This is a genomic window from Janthinobacterium aestuarii, from assembly GCF_051380835.1.
GTDB lineage: Bacteria > Pseudomonadota > Gammaproteobacteria > Burkholderiales > Burkholderiaceae_D > Janthinobacterium > Janthinobacterium aestuarii.
Map to the genome: position 1 here is coordinate 599,329 of NZ_JBNYXU010000001.1, position 26,751 is coordinate 626,079.

Sequence of the window (26,751 nt, forward strand, 5' to 3'; positions counted from 1 at the left end):
TCAGTTGTGATCCTTGCTGGGCGGCAGGGCCGGGCCGGCCGGCAGCGGCGTCACGCCTTGCGGCTGCACCAGGCTCAGGGTGGTCACGAACATCGCCTTGTCATAGGCTTGCGCGCCGCGCTGGCCGGCCGTCTTGTCCGTGTGCTGCACTTCCAGCACATAGGTGCCCTTCCATGGCAGCGGGAAGCTGACCAGGCCTTGCGCATCGCTCCACGCTTCCTTGCCCCAGCCCGACTGCACCACGGCGTTGACCTTGGCTTGCGCCAGGGGCTTGCCCTGGTAGCTGACCTGGAACTGGCCTGGTTTTCCGGTCGGCACGAGGTCCAGGGTCAACGCTGGCGTCTGCGCCTTGCCGTCGGCGATCAGGCGCGCGGCCGGGACCCACACGGTGCGCGTGGCCTTGCCATCCTTTTTCTCTTCCCACGACGGGTAGTTGTCTTCTTCGACGATGATGCTTTCGCCGGCGCCCACCTTGCCATTGAGGAGGAACGCGCCGGCCGTCTTGCTTGCCTGTAGCGGCTGCGCGCCCTTGGCCGATACCCACGTCACGTTCTTGATGCTGAACTTGTCCAGCAGGCCGGGCGACGCTTCGCGCAGGTTGTCGCCGAATTCGCCGAAGTAGACGCTGGCCGCCTTGCCGTCCTGCTGCAGCCAGATCTGGTGCGCGCTGGCGCTGCCGGAGACGAGGGCTGCGCCCAGCAGGGCGGTGGCGAGGGCGCCGAGGCGCGCGATGGAAATGATGTGCATGGTGTATCCCTTATCTTGTTATGTGAGTGGAAAATCGGCTCGTATCGTGCTTCAGTACTGGTAGCGCAGGTTCAGCGCCACGTTGCGCGGCTCGCCGTAATAGCCGCCGTTATAGAAGCCCACGCGGCGGAAATACGTCTTGTCGAACAGGTTGTTGACATTCAGGCTGGCCGACAGTTTCGGGCTGATCTGGTAGCGCGCCATCAGGTTGGCCAGCACGTAGCTGCCCTGGCTGACCCGGATCTTGCTTTTGTTCGGCAGGGTGGCTGTCGTGTAGATCTCGTTCTGCCAGTTCAAGCCGCCGCCGACGGTGACGTTTTGCAGCTCGCCCGGCAGGCGGTAGGTGGTCGAGACGCGCAGCATATTGGTCGGCTGGATGGTGTTGGTCACCACGCCCTTGCCCGTCTTCGATTTGTTGTGCGTGTAGCCGGCGAACAGCTGCCAGCCGCCCATGGGGCTGCCCGACACTTCCGCTTCGTAGCCTTTGCTTTTCGTGCCCTTGCCCGAAGAGATATAGGGACGGCTGCCATCGGGCAGCACGAAGGTCAGCGGCACTGATCGGTCTTCCTCGCCCAGGTTGTCCTGCTTGGCTTCATACACGGCGAACGAAGCATTCACGGCGCCGTCGAAGAATTCGCTCTTCACGCCCGCTTCCACGTTGCTGCCCGTGATCGGGTCGAGGAAGGCGTTGTTCTTGTCCTTCAGGTTTTGCGGCTTGAACAGGTCGGTATAGCTGGCGTACAGCGAGGTGCTCTTGCTCACGTCGAGCACCATGCCCGCATACGGCGTGACGACGTCGTCCGTCTTGTAGGCGGAGCTGCGCTTCACGAAACGGCCCCGGGTGTCGATGCGGTCGTTATATGTTTCCCAGCGGGAGACGCGCGCGCCGGCCAGCACCTTGAAGTTGTCCGTGACGTTGATGCGCGTGGCGATGAAAGCGCCCGACTGCCTGGTGGTGGCGACATCGCGCGCGCCCGTGCGCGTCAGCACCGGCTCGGGCACGTCGCCCGTCCAGTTGCGGAAGTCGGGGATGGTGGTGGCGTAGGGCAGCGGATCGGGCAGCAAGGTTTCATTCGTCGTGCCGGTGCGCTTCCAGCCGTTCACGCCCAGCACCAGGTCGTGCTGGCGGCCGAACAGGGTGAAGGCGCCATTGGCCGACAGATCGAAGTTGTCCTGTTTTTCATCGTAGGGGAAGGCGCCGCTCCAGACTTCCAGGCCGCTGCCGTCGCGGTTGGGAAAGCCGCTGCCGCCGTAGAACAGCTTGCCGTTCGAGGAGCTGTCCAGGCGTCCGTAGGCAGCCTTGATCTTCCAGTCATTGGCGAAGCGGTGCTCGAGGTAGACGTATTTGTTTTCGAATTCACGCTCCCAGCTGCTCCACTTGGCCGCCATGTTGAACGAGCGGGGCATGTTGGCCGAGGTGCCGTCCGAGAAGAACAGGGGCGTGGTGCCCCAGCTCGTGCCTTTCGGCGTATTCTTTTGATAGTCGATGCCGGCCGTCAGCAGAGTGTCCGGTGTCAGGTCCGCCTCGACGATGACGGCGCCCGCCAGCTTGCGTTCCTTGTACAGGTCCATATAGGAATGGCGGTTCTGGCCGGCCACGACGACTCTTCCGCGGATGCTGCCGTCGGCATTCAGCGGCGCGCTGATGTCGCCTTCGAGGCGGACTTTGTTCCACGAGCCCACGGTCAGGCCGGCCGAGGCGGCGAACTCCTTGCCGGGACGCTTGTGCAGCATGTTGATGGTGGCCGACGGGTCGCCATTGCCGCTGACCAGGCCCGTGGCGCCGCGCACGATTTCGATGCGGTCATAGATGGCCGTGTCGAACAGTGCATTGCTGCCGGAATTGACGGCCACGCCATCGATCTGGTAGTTGCCGATGGAAAAGCCGCGCGCCGAAAAGCTCGTGCGTTCGCTGTCGTTTTCCTGCACCGTCACGCCCGTCGACTGCACCAGCACCTCGGCCAGGCTGTTCAGCCCCATGTCGTCCATGCGCTGGCGCGTCACCACGGAAATCGATTGCGGCGTTTCGCGGATGGAAAGACCCATGCGCGTGGCCGTAGCCATCTGCTTGGTGGTGTAGGAACCCGTGTGTTCGGTCGACGCCTTGTCTTGCTGGGCCTGCACCTTGATTTCGCTCAAGGTGGCTTCTTCGGGCTTGGCGGGCGCTTCCGCTGCCAGGGCCGCGCCCGCGCCCAGCGCCGCCGTCAGCAAGGCCGAATGCACGGCGATGGCCAGCGGACGCATGGCAACCTTGGAAATGGATGGGGAAAACGGGCCGGCAACCATGCCGGCCAGCGAACGTGCTCGCGCCATGAAACATCCTTCTTCTCGTGCGCCTGCCTTTGTGCGGCACACAGGTATTGATAGGGGAAGGCTTGCTTGGCGTAGTGCCTGGCTGGCGCAGCGTGTCATCCAGCTGCGCACCAGCCGGTGACTGGGAGCAGACTCTGGTGAGAGTCTAAATGTGAATGAGAACTATTCTTATTATAGTGCTGGGTTGCGAGACATGCAAGAGTGAGCTGCGGCATTGCCGTAGCCAGCGTAAGCGGTTTACCGCACCGTGGCAGACGTACAACGCTTTGCCGCCAGCCCCGCATGGGTTAACATGCGAAGTTAACATGGAGGCAAGATGGCTATTCAAATCATCAATACGGCGCCGATAGCCGGCCAGCGGCCAGGCACGTCGGGTCTGCGCAAAAAAGTGGGCGTGTTCAGCCAGCCGCAATACCTGGAAAATTTCGTGCAGAGCATTTTCGACACGCTCGGCGACTGCCGCGGCCAGACCCTGGTGCTGGGCGGCGACGGGCGTTACTACAACCGCGCGGCCATCCAGACGGTGCTGCGCATGGCGGCAGCGAACGGCTATGCGCGCGTGCTGCTGGGGCAGGGCGGCATCCTGTCGACGCCGGCCGTCAGCTGCGTGATCCGCAAGCATGGCGCGAGCGGCGGCATCATCCTGTCGGCCAGCCATAACCCGGGCGGCCCCGATGGCGATTTCGGCATCAAGTACAACATCGCCAGTGGCGGCCCGGCGCCCGAAAAGGTCACCGAAGCCATGTTTGCGCGCACGCAGGCCATCACCGAATACCGGATCAGCGACGCTGCCGATATCGACCTCGATACCCTGGGCACCGTGCGCATCGAGCAGATGACGGTCGAAGTGATCGATTCCGTCGCGGACTACGCGGAACTGATGCAGCAGCTGTTCGATTTCGACGCCATCCGCGCCCTGTTCGCGGGCGGCTTGCGCATCTGCTTCGACGGCATGCACGCCGTCTCCGGCCCGTATGCGACGGCCATCCTGGAAGGCATGCTGGGCGCGCCGAAGGGCAGCGTCATCAACGGCCTGCCCCTGGAAGACTTCGGCGGCGGCCACCCGGACCCGAATCCCGTCAACGCGCAGCAGCTGATCGCCATCATGGCCGGCGCCGATGCGCCGGACTTCGGCGCCGCCTCCGATGGCGACGGCGACCGCAACATGATCGTCGGCCGGCGCTTCGACGTGACGCCCTCGGACAGCCTGGCCATCCTGGCCGCCAACGCCAGCGTGGCGCCCGGCTACCGCGCCGGCTTGTCCGGCATCGCCCGCTCCATGCCGACGTCGGGCGCGGCCGACCGGGTCGCCGCCGCGCTGGGCATTCCCTGCTACGAGACGCCGACGGGCTGGAAATTCTTCGGCACCCTGCTCGACGCCGGCATGGCCACACTGTGCGGCGAAGAAAGCTACGGCACGGGCTCGAACCACGTGCGGGAAAAGGATGGCCTGTGGGCCGTGCTGTTCTGGCTTAACCTGCTGGCAGAGAAAAAGCAATCGGTGGAAGACATCGTGCGCGCGCACTGGGCCACGTATGGCCGCAATTACTATTCGCGCCACGACTACGAAGACATCGACAGCGCCGCTGCGGCGCAGCTGATGGACGCCGTGCGCGGCCAGCTGGCCGCCTTGCCGGGCCAGGTAGTCAATGGCTACACAGTGGCGCTGGCCGACGACTTCAGCTACACGGACCCCGTCGACGGCTCCGTGGCCACGCAGCAGGGCATCCGCATCATCATGGCGGACGGCGCGCGCATCGTGCTGCGCCTGTCCGGCACGGGCACCGAAGGCGCTACCCTGCGTTTGTACCTGGAGCGCTACGAAGCCGATCCGGCCCGGCACGCCATCCCGACCCAGGAAGCGCTGGCGGGGCTGATCGCGGTGGCGCAGCAGGTCGCGCAGATCCGCGAGCGCACGGAGCGCGACGCGCCCACGGTGACGACGTAAAAAAGAAGGATGCGTAGGGCGGATTAGCGTGGCATCGCCACGCGTAATCCGACGACATTGTCAGCAGCGTTGTCGGATTACGCCCTTCGGGCTAATCCGACCTACTTGTATGATTACGCCTTGCCCGGCACCACCGCCTGGCGGTAGTTGTCCACCATCTTGTAGCGCTTCGCATACAGTCCGAAGGCCAGCATGGCCACGGCGGCGAAGGCGGCGAAGAAGAACATCTGGAAGGCCGTCACGCTGATGCCGCTTTCGGCGATCTTGCCGATCACGCCTTCGTTCATGACGCTGCGGTTGACGATCAGCACCCACAGGTTGCCCACCGTCGTCGACAGATTCCAGAAGCTCATGATGGCGCCCTTCATCGAGACGGGCGCCTGGCTGTAGGCAAACTCCAGCCCCGTCGCAGAGACCAGCACTTCGCCGAACGTCAGCAGCGCGTACGGCAGGATTTGCCACATGATGGAGACGGCGCTGCCGCTGTCGAGGGCCAGCTGCAAGAGGCCAATGACGATCCACGCCAGCGAGGAAAAGCCGATACCGGCCGTCATGCGGCGCAGGGCCGTCGCTTCCCAGCCGAAGCGGTTCAGCATCGGGTACAGCACCAGGTTGTTGAACGGGATCAGGAGCATCACCAGCATCGGGTTCAGCGCCTGCATCTGCGCCGGCAGGAACCAGCTTGGTTTTTCCATGGTGTTCGCTTGCACGATCCACGTCGAGGCCTTCTGGTCGAACAGCGAGAAGAACGGCGTGACGAGGGCGAAGATGACGAGGATGCGCAGCACGGCGCGCACGCCTTCGACGGCTTCGTCAGGGTGGATGCCGCGTGCGCGTTCCAGCTGCATGGCCGTGCCGATGCTGCCGAAGGCCAGCAGCAATACCAGCGCGGTACACGCGGAAATCACGAAGCCCCATTCAGGAATGCTGTAGAACGCATACAGGGCGCCGATCACGCCGACGTAGGCCACGTACAGGCCGGGACGCGAGCCGCCGTCGACACGCGCCAGCAGGGCCGTGCGGGCCACGCGGGTGAACGAATCGGGGTTCGGCGGCGCTGGCGGCACATGCACGTATTTCTTGGCGCCCATCCAGAAGACGATGGTGGCGGCCAGCATCATCAGGCCGGGAATGCCGAAAGCGATCGAGGGGCCGTAGTCGCGCAGGAACATCGGCATCAGCAGCGACGCGAAGAAGGAGCCGAAGTTGATGATCCAGTAGAACAGGTCGAAGACCAGCTTGGCTTTGTGCTTGTTGGTCTGGTCGAACTGGTCGCCGACAAACGAGGCCACGAGCGGCTTGATGCCGCCGGAACCGAAGGCGATCAGGAACAGGCCGAAATAGAAGCCGTTGACGCTGTTTTCAAACAGGGCCAGACAGGCATGGCCGGCGCAATACACGAGGCTGAGCCAGAAGATGGTGTTGTACTTGCCGAAGAAGCGGTCGGCCAGCCAGCCGCCCAGCAGCGGGAAGAAGTACACGCCGATGACGAAGGTGTGGAACACGTGCTTGGCTTCGCCCGTGCGCTGGTCGATCGGGATCATCAGCAGCAAGGTGCTGATGAGGAATGGCGTCAGGATATTGCGCATGCCGTAAAAGCTGAAGCGTTCGCAGCCTTCGTTGGCGATGATGTACGGTATTTGCCGGGGCATTTTGCCCGTGGCGGTTTGTGTCTCGGCCGATGACATTGGCTCTCCCCAAGTTTTTTTTGTAAGCCGCGATGCTAAGGCCTGCCGCGTTTGCTTGCAACAGAAAAAACGGCCTGTCCGTTATTTCGCAGGGATTTGTAAGGTATTGATTTTCATAAAGACATTACTTTCGGCACTTGCACGGGCAGGGCGGGGCAGCAACAGTTGCATTTGCAGCATGCCATCCGATGCGGGACAGTCCTCCAGGGTAAAACCGCAGGCCAGGTACAGGGTCAATGCCGCGTCGTTGTCCTGTGCCACGGCCAGGCGCACGCGGGCCAGTTCGGGCACGCTGCAGGCGTGTGCAATGGCCGCCTGCACCAGTTGCCGTCCCGCACCGCAGCCGCGTGCCTGCGGTGTCACGTATACGTTCCACAGGCTGGTCTTGTCATGCACGACGGCAATCGGTTCGCGGCGCAGGCCGGCAATGCCGATCAATTGTTCCTTGTCGAAAGCGCCAAATATTATTTGGTACGATGTGGCGCGCAAGCGCTCGGCTATCTGTGCCAAGGGCAAGCCGCTTTCCGCCGCATGCGTGGTGCAGAAGGCGGCTGGCAGTTCGGCGATGCCGGCCAGGCGCAGCGCGCGGTAGGCGCTGGCGTCGTCTGGCGTGAGGGAGCGGACAGTGATGGCGGGCATGTGGCCGAGTATCGGGCTTCGATACCAGAAAGTAAAGCTTGCGCTGCAACGCCAGCGTCCCGCCGCAGGGGACGCCCGCGTGGAGCGTTACTGCGTCGCGATGCGCTGCATGGGCGCGTTGTCCTTGCGCCATTGTTCCAGGGTGATCAGGTCGCCGCTGGCGATGTCGTCGACGAGGATGCGCTTGCCGTCGGGCGTGACGACGAAACTTTCCCAGCGGTGCGCCGCATCGGGCGTGCTTTCGAAAAAGCTCAGCTGATAGCAGGCGACGCCATCGACGAGGCGCGTCTCGGGCGATGTTTCCATCACGGCGCCGTGTGCGCGGCCGCCCGAGGCCTTTTCGATATGCGCCGACCAGGCCTTGATTTCCGGCAAAGCCAGCAAGGCATCGACGGCGCGCGCGTTCTGCTCTTGCGCCGTCGTCTGGCTGCTCGCGGCAGGGGCATGGTCACCATGCGGCGCGGATTGCTGGTGCAGGTAGAAAGCGCCGAGCCCGGCGGCCAGCAAGCCGGCCAGGATGCCGGCGATGATGGTGGTTTTGGAAGAAGAGGCGCGTGGCGGCATGATGGTGGGATGAGAAAGAACGACGATGGCGGCCATGCTAAAGCAAAACGCACAGGCCGGCAATCGCAGGGGGCAGCCAGCCGGCCGTTCACGCTGTCGATGCCGCATCCAGAGCCGGTTGTTCCGTCTTTCTATCGGTTTGCCTTTCGGTGTTGTTAAAACGGTATAGGTCCGTCAAATTTCCAAAATGAATCAATAAATACTTGTGTGAAATTGCTTATGTGCTAACTTTGGTGCAGGAAGCCATGCTGCAGGCTGCCTGTCGCGCTGGCGAGGCACGGAATGTCCGGCTTTGGGCTCAGCGCATCAACGTCCACGGAGAAACGATGAACATGATCAAACGCACGGCGCTGCTCGCCGCGTCATGCTTTCTGGCCGCGTGCGCGAGCACGGGCAAGCAGTTTCCAACGATTCATGAATCGGCGCACACCGCTGCCGGCGCTGTGGAAAAGACCCTGCCGGCCGGTGAGGCGCTTGTCATGCTGCGCCAGCTATCACCGCATGCCGACATGGCCGAAGCCGTTTACCGGCGCGATCTTGCCGTGTCGGAGCGCCAGGAGCGCGCCTGCGATTATGTTACCGCCACGGACGCGCCTCCCTTGCGCAGCGGCTTGCCCGATGGCTGGTTCCGGCTGAATCAGCAACTTGTCAAGCAACTGGGCATGCAGCCGGCGGCGGGACAGGGCGGCCCGCTGCAACCTTGCCGTGGCGCCAAGGGCTTGCAATATGAGACCTACATCAGGCTGGATGCGGCGGGCCGCCCGCTGGAGGCGGTACTGGCCTTTCGCGGTACGGAAAATACCACGTATGAGTGGCGCAGCGACTGGATCGCCAACTTCAGCAACGTCGATTTTGGCGTAGGCGCCAATCCCCAGTTTAGCGAGGCCCGGACAGAAGGGGGGCGTCTGATCGAAGCGCTGGTGCGCGTGTTGCCGAAGACGACTTCCTCGGCTGTCTGCAAGGCAGCCATGGGCCGGGACGAGGGCGTGCAGGCGCCCATCGACCTGGTCGGTCATTCGCTGGGAGGGGGCTTGGCGCAACATCTGGCGTATAGCAGCAAGGCGTGCGATGTGCGCGCGACGGTTGCCTTTGACCCCAGCCCGGCAACCGGCTGGTTCTTCTTGCATTGGCGCAACTACGTGGTGACGAAGGACCCGAACATCTCCCGTGTGTATCTGGACGGCGAGGCGCTGTCGTTTGTGCGCAAGATATCGACCAGATTCAATCACGCGCGCGATTTCCGGCGCGACATCCGCATGACTTTTCCCGACGTCGATGTCGGGGCATTCGGGCGGCATAGCATGACGTTGCTGGCTGCCGACATCAAATATGCCGCGAACGGCCTGCCGCCCGATGATACGGAGAAGCGCATCGATTATGCATCGGCCGTCGTGTATCCGGAAAGCCTGAGCCAGAACTGAGGGCGTGTTCGCGGCAGCGGCGACAAGCGCCAGGCGAAAAAAAAGCTACCTTCCGTAGAAGATAGCTTTTCGGGGCTGCCGGGCTGGGATAAACAGCTTTTGGTCTGCCTGTCCTGGCCCGGCGATGCATCCCCGCGCGCCGTCGCCTGCGCGCGGGGACGCCGGCCATTACATCATGCCGTCCATGCCGCCCATGCCGCCCATACCACCCATGCCGCCGCCCATGCCGCCGGCTGCTTTGTCGTCAGCGATTTCGCAGACCATGCAGTCGGTCGTCAGCATCAGCGAAGCGATCGAAGCGGCGTTTTGCAGCGCCGAACGGGTCACTTTGGCCGGGTCCAGAACGCCCATTTCAACCATGTCGCCATACGTGCCGTTGGCAGCGTTGTAGCCGTAGTTGCCCGTGCCAGCCAGTACGGCTGCCACGACGACCGAAGCTTCTTCGCCAGCGTTTTGCACGATCATGCGCAGTGGCTCTTCCATTGCACGCAGGACGATCTTGATACCAGCGTCTTGATCAGGATTGTCGCCCTTGACCGTGATGTTGGCGCGTGCGCGCAGCAGGGCTACGCCGCCGCCAGGCACGATGCCTTCTTCCACGGCAGCGCGGGTAGCGTGCAGTGCATCTTCAACGCGTGCTTTTTTCTCTTTCATTTCGACTTCGGTGGCTGCGCCAACCTTGATCACGGCAACGCCGCCAGCCAGTTTGGCGACGCGCTCTTGCAGTTTTTCACGGTCGTAGTCCGAGGTCGCTTCTTCGATCTGTACACGCACTTGTTTCACGCGTGCTTCGATCGAGGCAGCTTCGCCGGCGCCATCGATGACGATGGTGTTTTCTTTGCCCACTTCGATGCGTTTCGCTTGACCCAGTTCGGCCAGGGTCACTTTTTCCAGGGTCAGGCCGACTTCTTCAGCGATCACTTGGCCGCCGGTCAGGACAGCGATGTCTTCCAGCATGGCTTTGCGGCGGTCGCCGAAGCCAGGTGCTTTCACTGCGCAAGTTTTCAGGATGCCGCGGATGTTGTTCACAACCAGGGTCGCCAGCGCTTCGCCTTCGATGTCTTCTGCGATGATCAGCAGCGGACGGCCAGCTTTTGCGACTTGTTCCAGTACCGGCAGCAGGTCACGGATGTTCGAGATTTTCTTGTCGCACAGCAGGACGAATGGGCTGTCCAGTACGGCAACTTGTTTCTCTGGGTTGTTGATGAAGTATGGCGACAGGTAGCCGCGGTCGAACTGCATGCCTTCAACGATGTCCAGCTCGTCGTTCAGCGACTTGCCGTCTTCCACGGTGATGACGCCTTCTTTACCGACTTTTTCCATCGCTTCAGCGATACGCTCGCCGATCGAGTAGTCCGAGTTCGCCGAGATCGCGCCAACCTGGGCGATTTCCTTGGTCGTGGTGCAAGGACGGGCGATTTTCGCCAGTTCTTCGACGGTGGCAGCAACTGCCTTGTCGATACCGCGCTTCAGGTCCATCGGGTTCATGCCGGCGGCAACGAACTTCATGCCTTCGCGCACGATGGCTTGTGCCAGCACGGTTGCGGTGGTGGTGCCGTCGCCGGCGTTGTCGCTGGTGCGGGAAGCAACTTCCTTGACCATTTGCGCGCCCATGTTCATGAGCTTGTCTTTGAGTTCAACTTCTTTCGCTACCGACACACCATCCTTGGTGACGGTAGGGGCGCCGAACGAGCGCTCCAGAACGACGTTGCGGCCTTTCGGGCCCAAGGTGACTTTGACTGCGTTGGCGAGGATATTGACGCCTTCGACCATCTTGGCGCGCGCTGCGTCGCCGAATACTACTTCTTTAGCTGCCATGTTCAATTCTCCTGAGTTTCGGGATGTATCTGTCTACAACGTGGAAACAATTACTTGACGACGATCGCCATGATGTCTTCTTCGCGCATGACCAGCAGCTCATCGCCGTCAACTTTGACGGTTTGGCCAGCGTATTTGCCGAACAGGACGCGGTCGCCCACTTTGACATCCAGAGGACGGACTTTGCCGTCGTCGAGAATCTTGCCATTGCCTACGGCAAGGACTTCGCCTTGATCCGGTTTTTCAGCAGCTGCATCAGGAATGATGAGGCCGGACGCAGTTTTGGTTTCCTGGTCGAGGCGTTTGACGATGACGCGATCGTTCAATGGGCGCAGATTCATACAAAACTCCTTAAAGTTCAATGGATAGGTGTTGCTAAATGAATACATGCCTGGCACAGCGCCAGACCTGCTTTCAGTGACCGCCGTTGAAAGCAGCCCGCAACGGTCAAGCAAACCCCATGTCATCGTGTGCGTGCCAGCTAGGCAGTGGTGGCATCGCGGCGTCGCCCGCCGCGTAGCGTTCCCTGCTGTTGCCCGGCAGACACCATCATGTCCTGAGGATTGCTACGAAAGAGTTTGTTAGCACTCTCTACTAACGAGTGCTAATTATAGGGACGGTAGGGGGCTTATTCAAGGGCTTATTCTCCGGGAAGAGAAGCTTAGGCGTTCTGCGCAGCCTGCATTTACGCAGGGTTTGCGCAAACGCAAGCCTCGTTCCCGGGCGTCAGCAACAGGCGCGACTCTAGCATGCCCGTCAGACGAACGGCGTTCCTGTACGCACAGGAAACACAGTTTTGCTATGGACTTTGATAAGATGATTGTAATTGCATATCAATATCACCACCTGCACGAGAAAGCACACCATGCCATTGACCACTTCCCGTTCCACCCTGCGCCTGCTGGGCGCCACCTTCATCGGCCTGGCCTGCCTGGGCAATGCCGCCGCGCAAACGCCCACCATCGTCGACGAAATCACCGTGGCCGCCTTGACGCCGCAGGAAAAGGAAATGCTGCTGAACGACCTGCTCAACGATCTGAACAAGGACGACGATGACCAGGAAGCGCATGTGTGGGACAACGGCGGCGACCGCGGCGTGCTGGTCAAAGTCACGTATAACTTCAGCAACTCGGGCATGACGGAACACAGCCTGAAGGCGCACGTGTGCCGCGACCTGAAATTCGTCGTCACGGCCGGTGACAAGTCGCAGGACCTGAGCCGCCGTACCTGTTCGCAGAGCAGCGGCCGCTGGGATGTGCAGGGCAAGGATCCGGCGCCCGTCGTGTATCCGCCTTTCCTGTCCGACGTCACCATCGCCAAGCTGAATGCCAAGGAAAAGCAAGCCCTGTTGACGGCCGCCGTGCGCACCTTGAAAGATGAAGAGGATGGCAAGACGCGCCAGTGGAGCAACAAGGGACTGGGCAATGCGGTACCGCTGGCGGTGCGCCTGACGCCCTCGCTGACGGACGGCAAACCTGGCAGCTACGGTCGTACTTGCCGCGATTTGACAATGGTGCTTGACGGCAAGGGTGGACAACAGACGCTGACGCGCCGCTCTTGCGAAAACCGCTATGGCGGACTCGATATCGAACCCGATTACGTCGACGAGTAAAACGCTGCCATCGCGGCGCTGGCAGATGCGCGCACTTGGCGAAAAGCGCCGGAAAAAGCGTGTATTTCACGGCAACTGACCTGCATTGATGTAAATATGTGTGACAGCGGCGTGATTCGATTGACGCCCATGGAGCGTCCGCCCTATAGTGGCGGGATGATTTCCGAATTCAACGAATTATCCGACAAAATAGGCCTGCTGGCCGAAATGACCCATGCGCTGCGCCGTGAAAACGCGCAACTGCGCAAGGACAATGCCGCGCTGGCCGCCGAGAACGCCCTGTACGTGCAGCGCATGCGCGAGGCGCAGGAGCGGGTCGAAGCGTTGCTGGAAAAAATTCCCGAACTGGTGCAAGCCGGCCTGGAGCAAGCCGCTTCGGAAGCGGGCGCCTATATTGCCGAGAACGAGAAGGAAGCGTGATGCCGCGTGTCGATGTCAATATCATGGGCCAGTCCTACAGCATGGTGTGCCGCGACGGCGAAGAGCGTGCGCTGCGCGAAGCGGCGATCTATCTCGATAGCAAAATGAAAGCCATCCGCGACGCGGGCAAGGTCAAGGGCAACGACCGCATCGCCGTGCTGGCCGCCCTGGGCGTGGCCGCGGAATTCCTCTCCGTGAAGTCGCCGCAAGGTCCGCTGTCGGAATTGACGATTCTGGAAGTGAAGCAGAAAATCTCGGCCATGCATACTGTCCTCGATAGCGCTTTGACGCCCCAGGAAAACCTTTTTTAAGCGTGCACGCGACGATTTGTCTTTGCGATGCGCGATCAAAGGAGTAAACTTGGGTCTACCCTGCGGTGTTCGCGATTGTCATATATTCCTTGAACCATTTATGCGCATCGGTTGCGAATTTTGTTTGATGGGAGTGAGCGTCGCTCGTTCGACGAACCCGAAATTGAACTAACGTGACCACCTTGAACCGTTTGGTTCGGGATGCCGGCATAGCGGCACAGGCGGGGCCCAATTCGCAGTAACTTGGTAGTACAACTGAAAACGGTTGCAGCATTGATGCGCAACCGTTTTTTTACGCCTGTCGCTTTGATACGGAGTCTGCATGAAACAATACTGGCTGATGAAATCCGAACCCGATGAAGTGAGCATCGACGACCTGATGGCCGCGCCCCAGCACACCATGCCGTGGTTTGGCGTGCGCAACTACCAGGCGCGCAACTTCATGCGTGATGGCATGCAGCCGGGCGATGGCGTGCTGTTCTATCACTCGAGCTGCCCGCAGCCGGGCGTGGCGGGCGTGGCCGAAGTGGCCAGCGGCGCGTATCCCGATCACAGCCAGTTTGAAGAGGGTGGCAAATATTTCGATGCCAAGGCCACGTCGGAGCAGCCGCGCTGGATCAGCGTCGACGTGCGCGGCGTAAAGAAGACGGCGCTGCTGCCCCTGTCCGAGATGCGCCAGATGCCGGAACTGGAAGACATGCTGCTGCTTAAGAAAGGCAGCCGGCTGTCGATCACGCCCGTGACGCCGGCGCAATGGAAAGTGATTACCAATAAGCTGAAAGGCTAGCTTTCGACCCGGTTGCGGCCATTCTGCTTGGCCCGGTACAGGGCCTGGTCGGCGGCGGCCAGCAATTGTTCCGGCGTCTGTCCTGCGTCATTCAAGGCCAGGCCGATGCTGGCCGTCACCAGGCCGCCGCGCGACGGCGCGTGGACGATGGCGGCAGCGGCGATCGCTTCCTGCATCTTGTGCGCCACGGCCAGCGCGCCGTCGCCATCGGTGGCGGGCAGGATGGCGGCAAACTCCTCGCCGCCGAAGCGGGCCGCCAGGTCGCTGGCGCGGGGCAGCGCGGAATGCAGGGCGGCCGCGATCCGCACCAGGCAGGCGTCGCCATACGGGTGGCCGAAGGTATCGTTGAGGCTCTTGAAAAAATCGATATCGATGATCAGCAGGGCCAGCGGTTGATGGTTGCGCGCGGTGCGCTGCCACTCCAGCTGCAAGGTCTGGTCGAAGCAGCGCCGGTTGGCGATGCCCGTCAGGCCATCCGTCAGCGACAGCTTTTCCAGCTTGTCATGCGCGGCGCGCAAGGCCAGTTCGCTTTGCATGTAGCGGCTTTGCAAAGTGGCCGAGCGCAGCGCGTGGACCAGCAGCGCGACGAACAGCGACGCCGCCGCCAGGTAGAAATGCGCGCGCATGACGGCAAAGCCCAGGCCCAGCAAGGCGGCCGTAAAGAAGATGGGACTGAAATTGTCGATCAGCAGCGTCAGCTTTTGCGGCGTCTGCTGCGCCTGCGTACTTTCGGCCGCAGACTGCGCCGCCGTGACGCGCGTGGCCAGCAGCACCAGCAGCAGGAACGGCAGGCTCGGCAGCACTTCGCTCCACGCTTGCGTCACGCCATGCAAGGTCAGATAGTTATACGCGGCCGCGCAGCCCGCATAGCACCATAAAAACACCGTCAGCAACAGGTAAAAGCGGCCTTGCCCGCCATCGCGGCGGTGCGCCAGCAGGCGCAGCGAAGCGCAGCAGGCCAGGACCAGGTTTTCCACGTTGTAGGTCAGCACCAGCAGGCTGGCGGGAATCGGCGCGATCGAGCGCTGGTCGAATGGCGACACGGAAAAGATGGCCGTATAAGCCAGGTAGGCCGCCAGCAGCACCTGCACGGCATCGAGCCATTGCAGCGTGCGCGAGGGATGGTGGTGCGTTACGGACGACATGGCCAGCAGCAGGGGCGCGCCATACATGAAATAGGCGAAATCGGAAAAATACGTGGCGTCGGATGCCACTTGTCCGCTCAGATCCTGCCAGGCCGACAATATCATGCCCGTGCTCCAGAACAGCATGGCCACGGCGAACAGGGCCCAGCCTGTCCTGGCGGCGCCTGCCGCGCTGACGTAGGCGCAGCGGCAACAGGCGGCCAGCGCCAGCAGGGGCGAGACAATACTGAATGCATAGCTGACGTACGGGGCGCGCGTGCCTGCCCAGGCCATCAAGGCCAGCTGGGCCAGCACATAGCAGGCGGCCAGCGCAATCGAGCATGTCAGCTTTCGCCCTGCAGGCGGCATGGCAAGGCACTCCCCGGTGGCGTCGTGGCGTGCCGCCGGTATGGCGGCCCGTGAAAACGATGATACCGAGATGTCAACGGCAAGTCTATTCCACGAGGAAATTTAATTGTGTTGAGGGAAATGTTGCGGAAGGAGATGGTGGCGCGCCTGGCTGGCGCGCCACCGGGGGAGCAGTGTTTTTACGTGTTTGCCGGACGCGCCTTGGTGGGCGGCGTGCCCATTACCTGGCTTTTATACGCCCACACCAGCAGGGCGATGGCGCCGACGATCATCGGCAGGGACAGCATCTGGCCCGACGTGATCGGCACGCCCAGCCACACGACTTCCCAGTCCGGCGTGCGGAAGTATTCGGTGAAGAAGCGCGCGCAGCCGTACAGCAGGGTAAACATGGCGCCCACGGCCATGCGCGGGCGCTGCTTGCGCGCAAACAGCCACAGGATGATGAAGACGAGGATGCCGTCGACCAGCATCTGGTAGAGCGGCGACGGGTGCACGGGATACGGAATGCCTGGCCACTGCATGGCCCACGGCAGGGTTTCCGGCGCGATGCGGCCCGGCAGTTCGGCATTGATGAAGTTGCCCAGACGGCCGGCCGCATAGCCGAGCGGCACCAGCGGGGCGATGAAGTCGAGCACGTCGAACAGGTTGCGGCCCGCCTTGCGGCCCCACAGATACATGGCCAGGATGACGCCGAGGAAGCCGCCATGGAAGGACATGCCGCCATGCCAGATCATGAAGATCTCGAGCGGGTTGTGCATGAAATATTCGGGACGGTAGAACAGCACTTCGCCCAGGCGCCCGCCGATCACCACGCCCAGCATGCCGTAGAACAGCATGTCATCGAGGTCTTCCTTCTTCCAGCCCAGCACGGCGATGTGCGGCTGCTTGATGCGCACTCTGCCCAGGATAATGAACAGGGCAAAGGCCAGCACATACATCAGGCCGTACCAGTGCACGGCGAGCGGGCCGATCTGGATGGCTATCGGGTCGGGCATCGGGTGTATCAGCATGGGGTTTCTTTCTTTGTTTAAAGCCAAGGTTGCGTAGTATGGGGGCGCTGGCCGTTTTTTGTCTTAGCGGCCACTTAATTTTAATCGGCGGCTGCGCCGATCTGCTTGCGCAGCAGCGCCAGGAAACCTTGCAGCACGGCGGACGGATTGTCGCGGCGCCAGGCCAGGCCCGTTTCCACCAGCGGCGTGGCGTCCTGCAGCGGCCTGTATTCTACGCCCGGGCGCATCAGATTCGATACCGATTGTGGCACAAGCGCGATGCCCATGCCAGCCGAGACCAAGCTGACGATGGTTTGCATCTGGATCGCTTCCTGGCCGATCTGCGGCGTAATGCCTGCCGCGCGGAAGACGCCCAGGATCGCGTCGTGCAGGGCGGGCGATATCGCGCGCGGGAAAATGATCAGGGGCAGGGGCGGTACGTCGCGCAGGCGCACGGGGCCCGGCGTATTTAATATGTCGAGGCCGGACGGCGCGGCCAGCACCAGCGGTTCGGCCAGCACGGGCAGGTAATCGAGTTCCCCTTTTGCTTTTTCGGGCAGGGGCGGGATCAACAGGCCCGCATCCGTGCGCCCGGCCAGTAGTTCGTCGAGCTGCAGGTCGGAGGTGGCTTCCTGTAGCTGGATTTGCACTTGCGGATAGGCCGTCCGGTACGTGCGCAGCAGGGGCGGCAGCACGCTGTAGTCGGCCGACGAGACAAAGGCTAGGCTCAGCCGTCCCGCCTCGCCCTGCGCGGCCCGCTGCACCAGCGCGGGCAAGTCCTGCGCCTGCGCCAGCAGCCGGCGCGCCTCGGGCAGCAGGGCCGTGCCGGCCGGCGTCAGCTGCACTTCGCGCCGCGTGCGCACGAAGAGCGGCGCGCCCAGCAATTCTTCCAGCGCCATGATGGTTTGCGACAGGGGCGGCTGCGTCATGTGCAGGCGCGCGGCGGCGCGGCCGAAGTGCAATTCCTCGGCGACGGTGACAAAGTAGCGCAGCTGGCGCAGTTCGAGGTTCATATGTGTTTCCATGCGGATTGATTGCTGTGATATGTAAAACGACTCACAGACACGTGCATCATATATTTGACAGTGGGGCGCGCGCAAGGCAATCTGGCGTACCCCCACTGCATGCAGGGTTTTGTTGAAAATCCGCGCAGTCAGGCATTATTCATTTCTCGGAAGGACCCCATCATGCCGCAATACCGCTCCCGTACCACCACCCACGGCCGCAACATGGCTGGCGCCCGCGCCCTGTGGCGCGCCACCGGCATGAAGGACGGCGACTTCGACAAGCCGATCATCGCCGTCGTCAACTCGTTCACCCAGTTCGTGCCCGGCCACGTGCACCTGAAGGACCTGGGCCAGATGGTGGCGCGCGAAATCGAAAAGGCCGGCGGCGTGGCCAAGGAATTCAACACCATCGCCGTCGATGACGGCATCGCCATGGGCCACGGCGGCATGCTGTATTCGCTGCCGTCGCGCGACCTGATCGCCGACTCCGTCGAATACATGGTCAACGCCCACTGCGCCGACGCCATGGTCTGCATCTCGAACTGCGACAAGATCACGCCGGGCATGCTGATGGCCGCCATGCGCATCAACATCCCCGTCGTCTTCATCTCGGGCGGCCCGATGGAAGCGGGCAAGGTCGTCAAGGTCGTCAACGGCAGCCAGAAGATCATCAAGCTGGACCTGGTCGACGCCATGATCAAGGCGGGCGACAGCACCGTGTCCGACGCCGACGTGGCGGAAATCGAACGCTCGGCCTGTCCGACCTGCGGTTCCTGCTCCGGCATGTTTACAGCCAACTCGATGAACTGCCTGACCGAGGCGCTGGGCCTGGCCCTGCCCGGTAACGGCACGATTCTGGCCACGCACTCGGACCGCCAGCAGCTGTTCCTGCGCGCGGGCCGTCTGATCGTCGAACTGGCCAAGCGCCACTACGAGCAGGATGACTACTCGGTGCTGCCACGCTCGATCGCCACCAAGGCCGCGTTTGAAAACGCCATGGCGCTCGACGTCTCCATGGGCGGCTCGACCAACACCGTGCTGCACTTGCTGGCCGCCGCGCACGAGGCGGAAGTGGAATTCACGATGGCCGACATCGACCGCATCTCGCGCAAGGTGCCGTGCCTGTGCAAGGTCGCGCCGATGACGGACAAATACCATATCGAAGACGTGCACCGCGCGGGCGGCATCGTGGGGATTTTGGGCGAACTGGCGCGCGCCGGCCTGCTCAACACGACTTTGCCAACGATTCACGCGCCGACCCTGGCCGACGCCATCGCGCAAAACGACATCAAGTGCACGGACGATCCGGCCGTGCATGAATTGTTCCGCGCCGCGCCGGGCGGCGTGCCGACACAGACGGCGTTCTCGCAGTCGGAGCGTTTTGCGGCAGTCGACACGGACCGCAGCACGGGCTGCATCCGCGACAAGGCCCACGCCTACTCGCAGGATGGCGGCCTCGCCGTCTTGTATGGCAACCTGGCTGAAAAGGGCTGCATCGTCAAGACGGCAGGCGTCGATGAAAGCATCTTGAAATTCTCTGGCAAGGCGCGCGTGTTCGAAAGCCAGGATTCCGCTGTGGAAGCGATTTTGGCCGATACCGTGCATGAAGGCGACGTCGTCATCATCCGCTACGAAGGCCCGAAAGGCGGTCCCGGCATGCAGGAAATGCTGTACCCGACCTCGTACATCAAGTCGAAGGGCCTGGGCAAGGCGTGCGCGCTGTTCACGGACGGGCGCTTCTCGGGCGGTTCCTCCGGCCTGGTGATCGGCCACGCCTCGCCGGAAGCGGCCGAAGGCGGCGCCATCGGTCTGGTGGAAGAGGGCGACTTCATCGACATCGACATCCCCGAGCGCACCATCAAGCTGCGCGTGACGGACGCGGAACTGGCCGCGCGCCGCGCCGCCATGGAAGCGAAGGGCGACGCGGCCTGGCTGCCCGTCAACCGCGACCGCTATGTCTCGCAGGCGCTGCAAGCGTATGCGGCGCTGACGACGTCGGCCGACCGGGGCGCCGTGCGCGACCTGTCGCAGTTGAAGAAGCGCTGATCTGTTGCGCAGGTAAGACAAGCGGCCCCGATCCACTGCGCGGGGCCGCTTGTCGTTACATCGCCTTACAAACAACATGGTCATGGACGCGCAGATGGGGCAGAATATGAATGCCTAATCGCTACTACACTGCGTTACTACATTGAAACGCTTGATCTGGGCTCGTGGTGCATCTGCGGAAACACAGTAAAATGCCGCAGGAAGTAACTTTGGAGAAAAGACAATGAAACGTTTTATGTTGGTGAGTGTATTGACCGTATCGGCTCTGGCATCGCAAGCAGCGTTGGCCAATCCGGATCTGGCGAAAGCAAAAAACTGCATGGCTTGCCATGCGGTGAGCACGAAACTGGTGGGCCCTGCGTTCAAGGACGTGGCTGCCAAGTACGCTGGCCAGAAAGACGCTGAAAACAAGCTCGTGGCGAAAGTCATGAAGGGCGGCTCCGGCACTTGGGGCGCGATCCCGATGCCAGCGAACCCGCAAGTGAGCGATGCTGAAGCCCACACCCTGGTTAAATGGGTACTGGCACAGAAATAATCTGTGCCGCAGTACCTGCAATTAGCGCGCCGGCAATCCCGGCGCGTTTTTTTTGCCCGCCGCCTTTTGCAGATTCCCCATGCCTTCCAATGTCGCCCGCACCGCTTCCTCGAGCGGCGTATGCGGCTCCCGGCCCAGCACGGCCAGCAGCCGCGCATTCTCCATGCACAAAGGAGTTTGCCACAGATGGCGCATTTCGCGCATTTCACGCAAGGTCGCCACGAACGGCGACGCCAGCGCCACCAGCCACCACGGAAAACGCCCGATGGCGGGCGCAGTTCCCGTCGATTGTTCCACCACGCGGGCAATCGCCCCCGTCATTTGCCGGCCGTCGTGGTCCCAGTGACCGGCCATGTGAAAGCGGGAGAACGCGGGCAAGGTGGCGCGCATGGCCAGCAATTGCACCATCGTGCGCGCCACGTCGGGCAGGTAGGACCACTGGTGGCCCACGCCGGGCGCTCCCGGAGACAGCACGCTGCGCACGCGCTGGCCCGGTTTGACTAGGCCCTGCGAAAACCAGTTGTTACCAGCGCGGGGGCCGAAGAAGTCGCCCGCGCGCACGATGATGACCTTGGCGCCCTGCGTGGCGGCCCATTCCAGCCGTGCTTCCAGTTCCACGCGGATGGCGCCCTTGCGCGTTTGCGGACGTTGCGGCGCGTCTTCCGCCAGCACCGGGAAGGCGTCGGGGCCGAAGTTGTACACGGTGCCAGGCAGCACGATGGTGGCGTTTTCGGCAATCGCCGCAGAAATCGTGTTGTCGAGCATGGGCAGCACCAGCTGGCCCCAGTTCCGGTAGCCGGGCGGGTTGACAGCGTGCACGATGACGGCGCAGCCTTTGGCGGCCGCCAGCACGTCCGCGCGCGACAGCGCATCGCCGCGCAGCCATTCAATGCCGTCGTCGCGTGGCGATGGCGTTGCTCCCCGCGTCAAGGCACGTACCTGCCAGCCCGCCGCCAGAAGCTGGCGCACCATCTCGCCGCCGATGCCGCCCGTGGCGCCCAGTACCAATGCCATTTTGTCCATATTGTCCTCCGGGTGGTTGATGACACCAGTATCTGCCGCGCAAGGCTAATTGGGAATTGACGAGCATCGACCACAGGCTATACATTTATGTATGACTACCTCGATTGCCTGGGAATACTACCGTTCGCTGCTGGCCGTGCTCAAGCATGGTTCCCTGTCCGGCGCGGCCCGCGCGCTGGCCATCACGCAACCGACCGTCGGCCGGCATATCGCCGCGCTCGAGCAGGCATTGGGCGCGACCCTGTTCACGCGCTCCCAGCTGGGCTTGCTCCCCACGGAAGTGGCGCTGGCGCTGCGGCCCCATGCGGAAACCATGGAACATACTGCCGCCCTGATGGAGCGCGCCGCCAGCAGCCAGGGGCAGGGCGTGGCCGGTGTCGTGCGCGTCGCTGCCAGCGAAGTGGTGGGCGTGGAGGTGCTGCCGTCCATCCTGGCCAGCTTGCGCGCGCGCCATCCGGACCTGGTCGTTGAATTGGTATTGAGCAACAAGGTGCAGGATTTGCTGCGCCGCGAGGCGGATATCGCCGTGCGCATGCTGCGGCCCCGCCAGGAGCAGCTGGTGGCGCGCAAGGTGGGCGATATCGCACTGGGCCTGTACGCGCACATGGACTACCTGGCGCGGCATGGCACGCCGCTGGTACTGGCCGATCTGGCGCAGCATGCCGTCATCGGCTACGACGAGGCGAGCCCCTTCGTGCGCAACGCGGGCGCGGCCCTCAACGGATTTACGCGGGAAAATTTTGCCTGGCGCAGCGACAGCGACCTGGCGCAACTGGCCCTGATACGGGCAGGTGCCGGCATCGGCGTGTGCCAGGCGGGGCTGGCGGCGCGCGATCCGGCCCTGCGGCGTGTGTTGCCGCAGGCGTTTTCACTACCGATGGAAACGTGGGTCACCATGCATGCAGACTTGCGCGGCAGCCTGCGCTGCCGCGCCACCTTCGACGCGCTGGCCGAAGGCTTGCAGGCTTACGTGGCAGGACAGCAAGAACTGTAGCGAGCGGATGTGAGTTGTGGCTGAGAAGCGGAGCTGTGCGAATGCACAGTGAGCATCGCAGGCCGTAAATCGCGCCGCGCAGTAGGTTCTATTATTTGACCACTTCCATCTTGGTCTTCTTGCCTTCCCGGTACGTGAAGAGCGTCAGCGCGCCATCCTTGATGTCGCCGTTGGCATCGAACGAGATCGGGCCCGTCACGCCTTGGTACTGCACCTTGGCCAGGAACGGCAGGTAGACGGACGGTTTCGACGACTTCGCATCCTGCATGGCGGTGGCCATGGTCATCACGGCGTCGTAGACGTACGGCGCGTACAGCTGCACTTCCATATTGTATTTTTGCTTGTAGCGGGCGCGGAAATCATCCATGCCTTTTTGCTGCGCGCCCGTCACGCCGCCCGCTTCCGCGCAGGTGACCATGTCTTCGCCCACGGCGTCGCCGGCCAGCTTGCCCAGCGGTTCCGTGCACAGGCCGTCGCCGCCCATGAACTTGGCCTTGATGCCCAGCGCTTTCATCTGGCGCAGCATGGGGCCGCCCACGGAATCCATGCCGCCAAAGAAGACCAGATCGGGATTTTTCGATTTGATGCTGGTCAGAATGGCATTGAAGTCGGTCGCGTTGGCATTGGTAAACTCCTTGCCGACGATTTGCACGCCTGGCGCCGCCTTCTTGGCGCCTTTGACGAACTGTTCCGCCACGCCCTGGCCGTAGGCCGTGCGGTCATCGATGACGGCGATTTTCTTCGCCTGCAGCTTGCCCACGGCATACGCGCCCAGAGTGCCGCCCAGCTTGTTGTCATTGGCGACGACGCGGAAAGCCGTGTTGAATTTTTGCTGGGTGTACGTCGGGTTGGTGGCCGCCGGTGAAATCTGCGGAATGCCGGCATTGAAGTAAATGCGCGAGGCGGGAATCGTCGTGCCCGAGTTCAGGTGGCCGACGACGCCGTTGACCTTGGCGTCGACCAGCTTTTGCGCGACGGCCGTGCCCTGCTTGGGATCGGCTGCGTCATCTTCGGGTACCAGCACGAATTTCACGGCCTTGCCGTCGATCTTGAAGCCTTTGGCGTTCAAGTCCTCGATGGCCATCTTGGCCGCGTTCTCGTTATCCTTGCCCAGGTGGGAGCTGGCGCCAGAGACCGGGGCGACGTGGCCTATCTTGATGATTTCCTGCGCGCCCGCATGGCCGGCAAAAGCGAAGGCTAGGGCGAGAGGAAGGACTTTGGTCTTGAGCAGCATAAACATTCTCCAATGGATAAAGATACGGCGGCGTCTCGTGAAAACCGCTTCGAGGGGCGGTACGTGTGAAGAAAGGTACAACAAAAAACAGGCGGCGCAAAGCCGCATTTCGGGCTTTTTACATTTTTTCGCAACAATCACCAAAGTGAGGCGCGATGCACCGATTTCGCGGGCGCGAGCGCACCAAAGAATGGCGTTGGGAAGGAGAATAGGGTAAGTCGGGTTAGCGCGCAGCGCGTAACCCGACATTGCGCAGCATGCTCAGGCTTGCGCAGCTGGGTGCAAATGCCCCAGTTCATGACTGACAGCATGCGCCACGATCTGCTCCAGCGACTGCTGCAAGTCTTCGCGCAAGGCGCCGCGCATGCCGATCAGGGCGTTTTGCAGGGCCGTTTGCAGGACGTGGGCGATGCGCTCTTCCAGCAGATGGTCGATCTTGCTCTGCACTTGATGCAGGATGCGCTGCGTCAGCCGCTGTTCGATGGCGTCCCAGTCGGGCTGCGCCACCGTTGGCGGCAACGCCGGCGCTGCCGGCGCTTCTTCGACGGCAGGCGCCGCCGCAACTGGCGCGACGGCCTCGGCCACTTCCGGCCCCAGCAGCACCTCCGTCAACAGGGGGATGCCCTGGTCGAATGGCTGCTGGCTCATGTCTTCCCTGCCACGAAGTGGGTCGGCTGCACGTTTTGCTGGCGGTAGTGCAGGAAGCGCTGGCGGCCCGCCTGCGCATCTTGCTCATCCATGGAAACGATCTCGAAGACGCGCTGGAACTGCGCGTAGTTGGCGGGCGGCAGCTGCGACAGGTTGACGAGGATGTCGTGATGCGGCAGCTCGGCCGCTTCGTCATCGGTCAGGATGATCGGCGTTTGCGCCGCCAGCGGATCGCCGGCCAGTACGTGCGGCAGGAAATCCGTGGCGGAAATGGTCCACATGGCGCTGTTCAATGCGTCGAGCTGGGCGCTGTCGGACACCAGCACGACGACCTTGTTGCCGGCCATATAGGCCTTGCGCGCCAGACGGCAGGCATACGCCAGCTTGTCCGGCACGTTGCTGTGAAAATCGACGCGGCTCATGGCGGGGCTCAGGCTGCCATGCCGCTGTGGCGCAGCAGGGCGTCGATGCTCGGCTCACGGCCGCGGAAGGCCGTGAACGATTCCAGCGCGGGGCGCGAGCCGCCGACAGACAGGATTTCCTGCAAATAACGCTTGCCTGCCGCCGTGGTGGCGTAAGGTCCCAGCGCCTTGGCTTCTTCAAACGCCGCATAGGCGTCGGCGGACAGCACCTCGGCCCACTTGTAGCTGTAGTAGCCAGCCGCGTAGCCGCCGGCGAAGATATGCCCGAAGGCATTCTGGAAGCGGTTGAACGGGGGCGGGATGAGCAGCGAAAACTTGGCGCGCACGCCGTCAATCAGCTGCTGCACGCTCTGGCCCGTGCTGGCATCGTAGTCATAGTGCAAATGCATGTCGAGCAAGGAGAACTCCACCTGGCGCAGGGTTTGCAAGCCGGACTGGAAATTCTTGGCCGCCAGCATCTTGTCGTACAGCGCGCGCGGCAGCGGCACGCCCGTGACGGCATGCGCCGTCATGTGCTCGAGCACTTCCCATTCCCAGCAGAAGTTTTCCATGAATTGCGACGGCAGTTCCACGGCATCCCATTCGACGCCGGCGATGCCCGACACGCCCAGTTCGTCGACGACGGTGAGCATATGGTGCAGGCCGTGGCCGAATTCGTGGAACAGGGTGATGACTTCATCATGCGTGAACAGGGCAGGCTGAGCCTTGCCGTCGACCACGGCCGGCTCCGTGAAATTGCAGGTCAGATAGGCGATCGGCGTTTGCACGTGTTGCGCGTCGGCGCGGCGGCCGCGCGCGTCGTCCATCCAGGCGCCACCGCTTTTTCCCGCGCGCGCATACAGATCCAGGTAGAACTGGCCGACCAGCTTGCCGTCGCGCTCGATGCGGTAAAAACGCACGTCCGGGTGCCAGACGGGCGCCGTATCGGGCTTGATGTCGACGGTGAACAGGTTCTGGATCTGGCGGAACAGGCCGTCGATCACCTTGTGTTCAGGGAAGTACTGTTTGACTTCCTGGGCCGAGAACGCGTAGCGGCGTTCCTGCAGCTTTTCGGAAGCGTAAGGCACGTCCCACGCTTGCAGCTCGGCGATGCCCAGTTCTTCGCGGGCGAATTGTTTCAGTTCGGCCAAGTCCTTCTCGGCGAACGGACGCGCGCGCTTGGCCAGGTCTTCCAGGAAAGCGATGACTTGCGCGGGCGAGGTGGCCATTTTGGAGACGAGCGACACTTCGGCGAAATTGGCGTAGCCCAGCAGTTTTGCCTCTTCGTCGCGCAATTGCAACAAGGTGACGATGTTTTGCGTGTTGTCCCACTCCTCTTTCTTGCTGAAGACGTCGCCCTGGTCCGACGCCTTGGTGGCGTTGGCGCGGTAGATGGTCTCGCGCAGCGCGCGATTGTCGGCAAATTGCAGGATCGGGTAGTACGACGGGAAGTGCAGCGAGAATTCATAGCCGTGCTTGCCCGCTTTTTCGGCGGCGGCGCGCGCGGCGGCCTTCACGTCGTCGGGCAGGCCGGCCAGTTCAAGCTCGTTCTCGACCAGCAACTTGTAGTCATTGGTGGCATCGAGCACGTTTTCGGAAAAACGCGTCGAGACGGCCGCATGTTCTTCCTGGATGGCGCCAAAGCGCTCTTTCTTATCTTCTGGTAACTCGGCGCCACCGAGGCGGAAGTCGCGCACGGCATTGTCGACGATGCGCCGGCGCGCCGGCGACAGGCTGGCGAAATCGGCGCGGGCCTGCAACTGCTTGTATTTGCCAAACAGGATTTCGTTCTGGCCCAGCTCGGTCCAGAATTCCGTCACCTTGGGCTGGTTCGCATTGTAGGCGACGCGCAGCTCGGGCGTATCGACTACGCTATTCAAGTGGTTGACGATGCTCCAGGCGCGGCCCAGGGTTTCGGCGATCTGGTCCTGGGGCGCGACGAAGTTTTCCCAGCTCACTTCTTCCATGGGCGCTTCCAGCTGCGCCACTGTGGCGCGCGCCTGGGCCAAAAGGGTATCGATGGCAGGCGTGACATGCTCGTGCGTGATCGCGTCGAAGCGTGGCAGGCCGGAAAAATCAAGCAGGGGATTGGTATTCATCGTCGGTTCCATCC

24 protein-coding genes and 1 other RNA gene are annotated in these 26,751 nt (G+C 62.5%); 10 read left to right on the plus strand and 15 right to left on the minus strand.

The genetic code is table 11. The features are described from left to right. Window positions 1-747 carry a DUF4198 domain-containing protein gene (locus ACQ4WO_RS02695; RefSeq protein WP_436480129.1) on the minus strand — a complete coding sequence of 249 codons (747 nt, stop codon included), beginning with the start codon at window positions 745-747 and terminating at the stop codon, window positions 1-3. Between the two features lie 51 nt (window positions 748-798). After that, window positions 799-3,060: a TonB-dependent siderophore receptor gene (locus tag ACQ4WO_RS02700; protein ID WP_436480130.1), complete on the minus strand. Its 2,262-nt coding sequence runs from the start codon at window positions 3,058-3,060 to the stop codon at window positions 799-801. 316 nt (window positions 3,061-3,376) lie between these two features. On the opposite strand from ACQ4WO_RS02700, the gene ACQ4WO_RS02705 reads away from it, so the two are divergent. Continuing rightward, a complete protein-coding gene (locus ACQ4WO_RS02705; RefSeq protein WP_436480131.1) occupies window positions 3,377-5,008 on the plus strand; it encodes an alpha-D-glucose phosphate-specific phosphoglucomutase in 1,632 nt (543 codons plus the stop codon). Window positions 5,009-5,121: 113 nt separating this feature from the next. Here ACQ4WO_RS02705 and ACQ4WO_RS02710 read toward each other — a convergent pair whose 3' ends face one another. The 3 genes from ACQ4WO_RS02710 to ACQ4WO_RS02720 form a co-directional block, all read right to left on the minus strand. Beyond that, window positions 5,122-6,696, minus strand: coding sequence for a POT-type proton-dependent oligopeptide transporter (locus ACQ4WO_RS02710; protein WP_128142106.1), 1,575 nt, complete (start codon window positions 6,694-6,696; stop codon window positions 5,122-5,124). An 81-nt stretch (window positions 6,697-6,777) separates the two neighbouring features. After that, entirely contained in the window at window positions 6,778-7,335 is a 558-nt protein-coding gene (locus ACQ4WO_RS02715; RefSeq protein WP_436480132.1) for a GNAT family N-acetyltransferase, read from the minus strand. Window positions 7,336-7,422: 87 nt separating this feature from the next. Continuing rightward, entirely contained in the window at window positions 7,423-7,935 is a 513-nt protein-coding gene (locus ACQ4WO_RS02720) for a hypothetical protein (protein ID WP_436480133.1), read from the minus strand. Between the two features lie 290 nt (window positions 7,936-8,225). Here ACQ4WO_RS02720 and ACQ4WO_RS02725 point away from each other — a divergent pair, with 290 nt between their 5' ends. After that, window positions 8,226-9,320 (plus strand): hypothetical protein, encoded by a 1,095-nt coding sequence (locus tag ACQ4WO_RS02725; RefSeq protein WP_436480134.1) that lies wholly within the window; start codon window positions 8,226-8,228, stop codon window positions 9,318-9,320. Between the two features lie 168 nt (window positions 9,321-9,488). Here the strand turns inward: ACQ4WO_RS02725 and groL are convergent, their stop codons facing one another. Then, window positions 9,489-11,138, minus strand: a complete 1,650-nt coding sequence (gene groL, locus ACQ4WO_RS02730; protein WP_128142111.1) for a chaperonin GroEL — start codon at window positions 11,136-11,138, stop codon at window positions 9,489-9,491. Between the two features lie 50 nt (window positions 11,139-11,188). Further along, entirely contained in the window at window positions 11,189-11,479 is a 291-nt protein-coding gene (groES, locus tag ACQ4WO_RS02735; protein WP_010400979.1) for a co-chaperone GroES, read from the minus strand. Window positions 11,480-12,003: 524 nt separating this feature from the next. On the opposite strand from groES, the gene ACQ4WO_RS02740 reads away from it, so the two are divergent. The 5 genes from ACQ4WO_RS02740 to ACQ4WO_RS02760 all read left to right on the plus strand — a co-directional run bounded on the left by ACQ4WO_RS02740 (window position 12,004) and on the right by ACQ4WO_RS02760 (window position 14,268). Beyond that, entirely contained in the window at window positions 12,004-12,750 is a 747-nt protein-coding gene (locus tag ACQ4WO_RS02740; RefSeq protein WP_436480135.1) for a hypothetical protein, read from the plus strand. 156 nt (window positions 12,751-12,906) lie between these two features. Continuing rightward, window positions 12,907-13,170, plus strand: coding sequence for a hypothetical protein (locus ACQ4WO_RS02745; RefSeq protein ID WP_034747342.1), 264 nt, complete (start codon window positions 12,907-12,909; stop codon window positions 13,168-13,170). Then, entirely contained in the window at window positions 13,170-13,481 is a 312-nt protein-coding gene (locus ACQ4WO_RS02750; protein WP_034747344.1) for a cell division protein ZapA, read from the plus strand. The genes ACQ4WO_RS02745 and ACQ4WO_RS02750 overlap by 1 nt, the downstream gene beginning before the upstream one ends. Before the next feature lie 54 nt (window positions 13,482-13,535). Beyond that, window positions 13,536-13,713, plus strand: a non-coding RNA gene (gene ssrS / locus ACQ4WO_RS02755) — 6S RNA. Window positions 13,714-13,803: 90 nt separating this feature from the next. Beyond that, entirely contained in the window at window positions 13,804-14,268 is a 465-nt protein-coding gene (locus ACQ4WO_RS02760; RefSeq protein WP_436480136.1) for an EVE domain-containing protein, read from the plus strand. Here the strand turns inward: ACQ4WO_RS02760 and ACQ4WO_RS02765 are convergent. The 3 genes from ACQ4WO_RS02765 to ACQ4WO_RS02775 all read right to left on the minus strand — a co-directional run bounded on the left by ACQ4WO_RS02765 (window position 14,265) and on the right by ACQ4WO_RS02775 (window position 17,763). Continuing rightward, the gene (locus tag ACQ4WO_RS02765; protein WP_436480137.1) at window positions 14,265-15,761 is read right to left on the minus strand and encodes a GGDEF domain-containing protein; all 1,497 of its coding nucleotides are present in this window, start codon (window positions 15,759-15,761) and stop codon (window positions 14,265-14,267) included. The genes ACQ4WO_RS02760 and ACQ4WO_RS02765 overlap by 4 nt on opposite strands. Before the next feature lie 179 nt (window positions 15,762-15,940). Further along, a complete protein-coding gene (lgt, locus tag ACQ4WO_RS02770; protein WP_436480138.1) occupies window positions 15,941-16,771 on the minus strand; it encodes a prolipoprotein diacylglyceryl transferase in 831 nt (276 codons plus the stop codon). 80 nt (window positions 16,772-16,851) lie between these two features. Then, window positions 16,852-17,763, minus strand: coding sequence for a LysR family transcriptional regulator (locus ACQ4WO_RS02775; RefSeq protein WP_436480139.1), 912 nt, complete (start codon window positions 17,761-17,763; stop codon window positions 16,852-16,854). A gap of 174 nt (window positions 17,764-17,937) precedes the next feature. Between ACQ4WO_RS02775 and ilvD the strand changes: the two genes are divergently transcribed. Both ilvD and ACQ4WO_RS02785 read left to right on the plus strand, forming a co-directional pair. Continuing rightward, window positions 17,938-19,803, plus strand: a complete 1,866-nt coding sequence (gene ilvD, locus ACQ4WO_RS02780; protein WP_436480140.1) for a dihydroxy-acid dehydratase — start codon at window positions 17,938-17,940, stop codon at window positions 19,801-19,803. 223 nt (window positions 19,804-20,026) lie between these two features. Further along, entirely contained in the window at window positions 20,027-20,338 is a 312-nt protein-coding gene (locus tag ACQ4WO_RS02785; protein ID WP_034747381.1) for a c-type cytochrome, read from the plus strand. A gap of 21 nt (window positions 20,339-20,359) precedes the next feature. Here the strand turns inward: ACQ4WO_RS02785 and ACQ4WO_RS02790 are convergent, their stop codons facing one another. Continuing rightward, a complete protein-coding gene (locus ACQ4WO_RS02790) occupies window positions 20,360-21,361 on the minus strand; it encodes an NAD-dependent epimerase/dehydratase family protein (RefSeq protein WP_436480141.1) in 1,002 nt (333 codons plus the stop codon). Between the two features lie 91 nt (window positions 21,362-21,452). Here ACQ4WO_RS02790 and ACQ4WO_RS02795 point away from each other — a divergent pair, with 91 nt between their 5' ends. Continuing rightward, on the plus strand, window positions 21,453-22,355 hold the full coding sequence (locus ACQ4WO_RS02795) for a LysR family transcriptional regulator (protein ID WP_436480142.1): 903 nt from the start codon (window positions 21,453-21,455) through the stop codon (window positions 22,353-22,355). A gap of 91 nt (window positions 22,356-22,446) precedes the next feature. On the opposite strand, the gene ACQ4WO_RS02800 is transcribed toward ACQ4WO_RS02795, so the two are convergent. The 4 genes from ACQ4WO_RS02800 to ACQ4WO_RS02815 form a co-directional block, all read right to left on the minus strand. Beyond that, window positions 22,447-23,589, minus strand: a complete 1,143-nt coding sequence (locus ACQ4WO_RS02800) for a branched-chain amino acid ABC transporter substrate-binding protein (protein ID WP_436480143.1) — start codon at window positions 23,587-23,589, stop codon at window positions 22,447-22,449. 261 nt (window positions 23,590-23,850) lie between these two features. Beyond that, window positions 23,851-24,237 (minus strand): DUF2486 family protein, encoded by a 387-nt coding sequence (locus ACQ4WO_RS02805; RefSeq protein WP_436480144.1) that lies wholly within the window; start codon window positions 24,235-24,237, stop codon window positions 23,851-23,853. After that, entirely contained in the window at window positions 24,234-24,659 is a 426-nt protein-coding gene (locus ACQ4WO_RS02810) for a DNA polymerase III subunit chi (RefSeq protein WP_436480145.1), read from the minus strand. The genes ACQ4WO_RS02805 and ACQ4WO_RS02810 overlap by 4 nt, the downstream gene beginning before the upstream one ends. Window positions 24,660-24,667: 8 nt before the next feature. After that, window positions 24,668-26,737 carry a M3 family metallopeptidase gene (locus ACQ4WO_RS02815; RefSeq protein ID WP_436480146.1) on the minus strand — a complete coding sequence of 690 codons (2,070 nt, stop codon included), beginning with the start codon at window positions 26,735-26,737 and terminating at the stop codon, window positions 24,668-24,670. Window positions 26,738-26,751 lie beyond the last annotated feature (14 nt).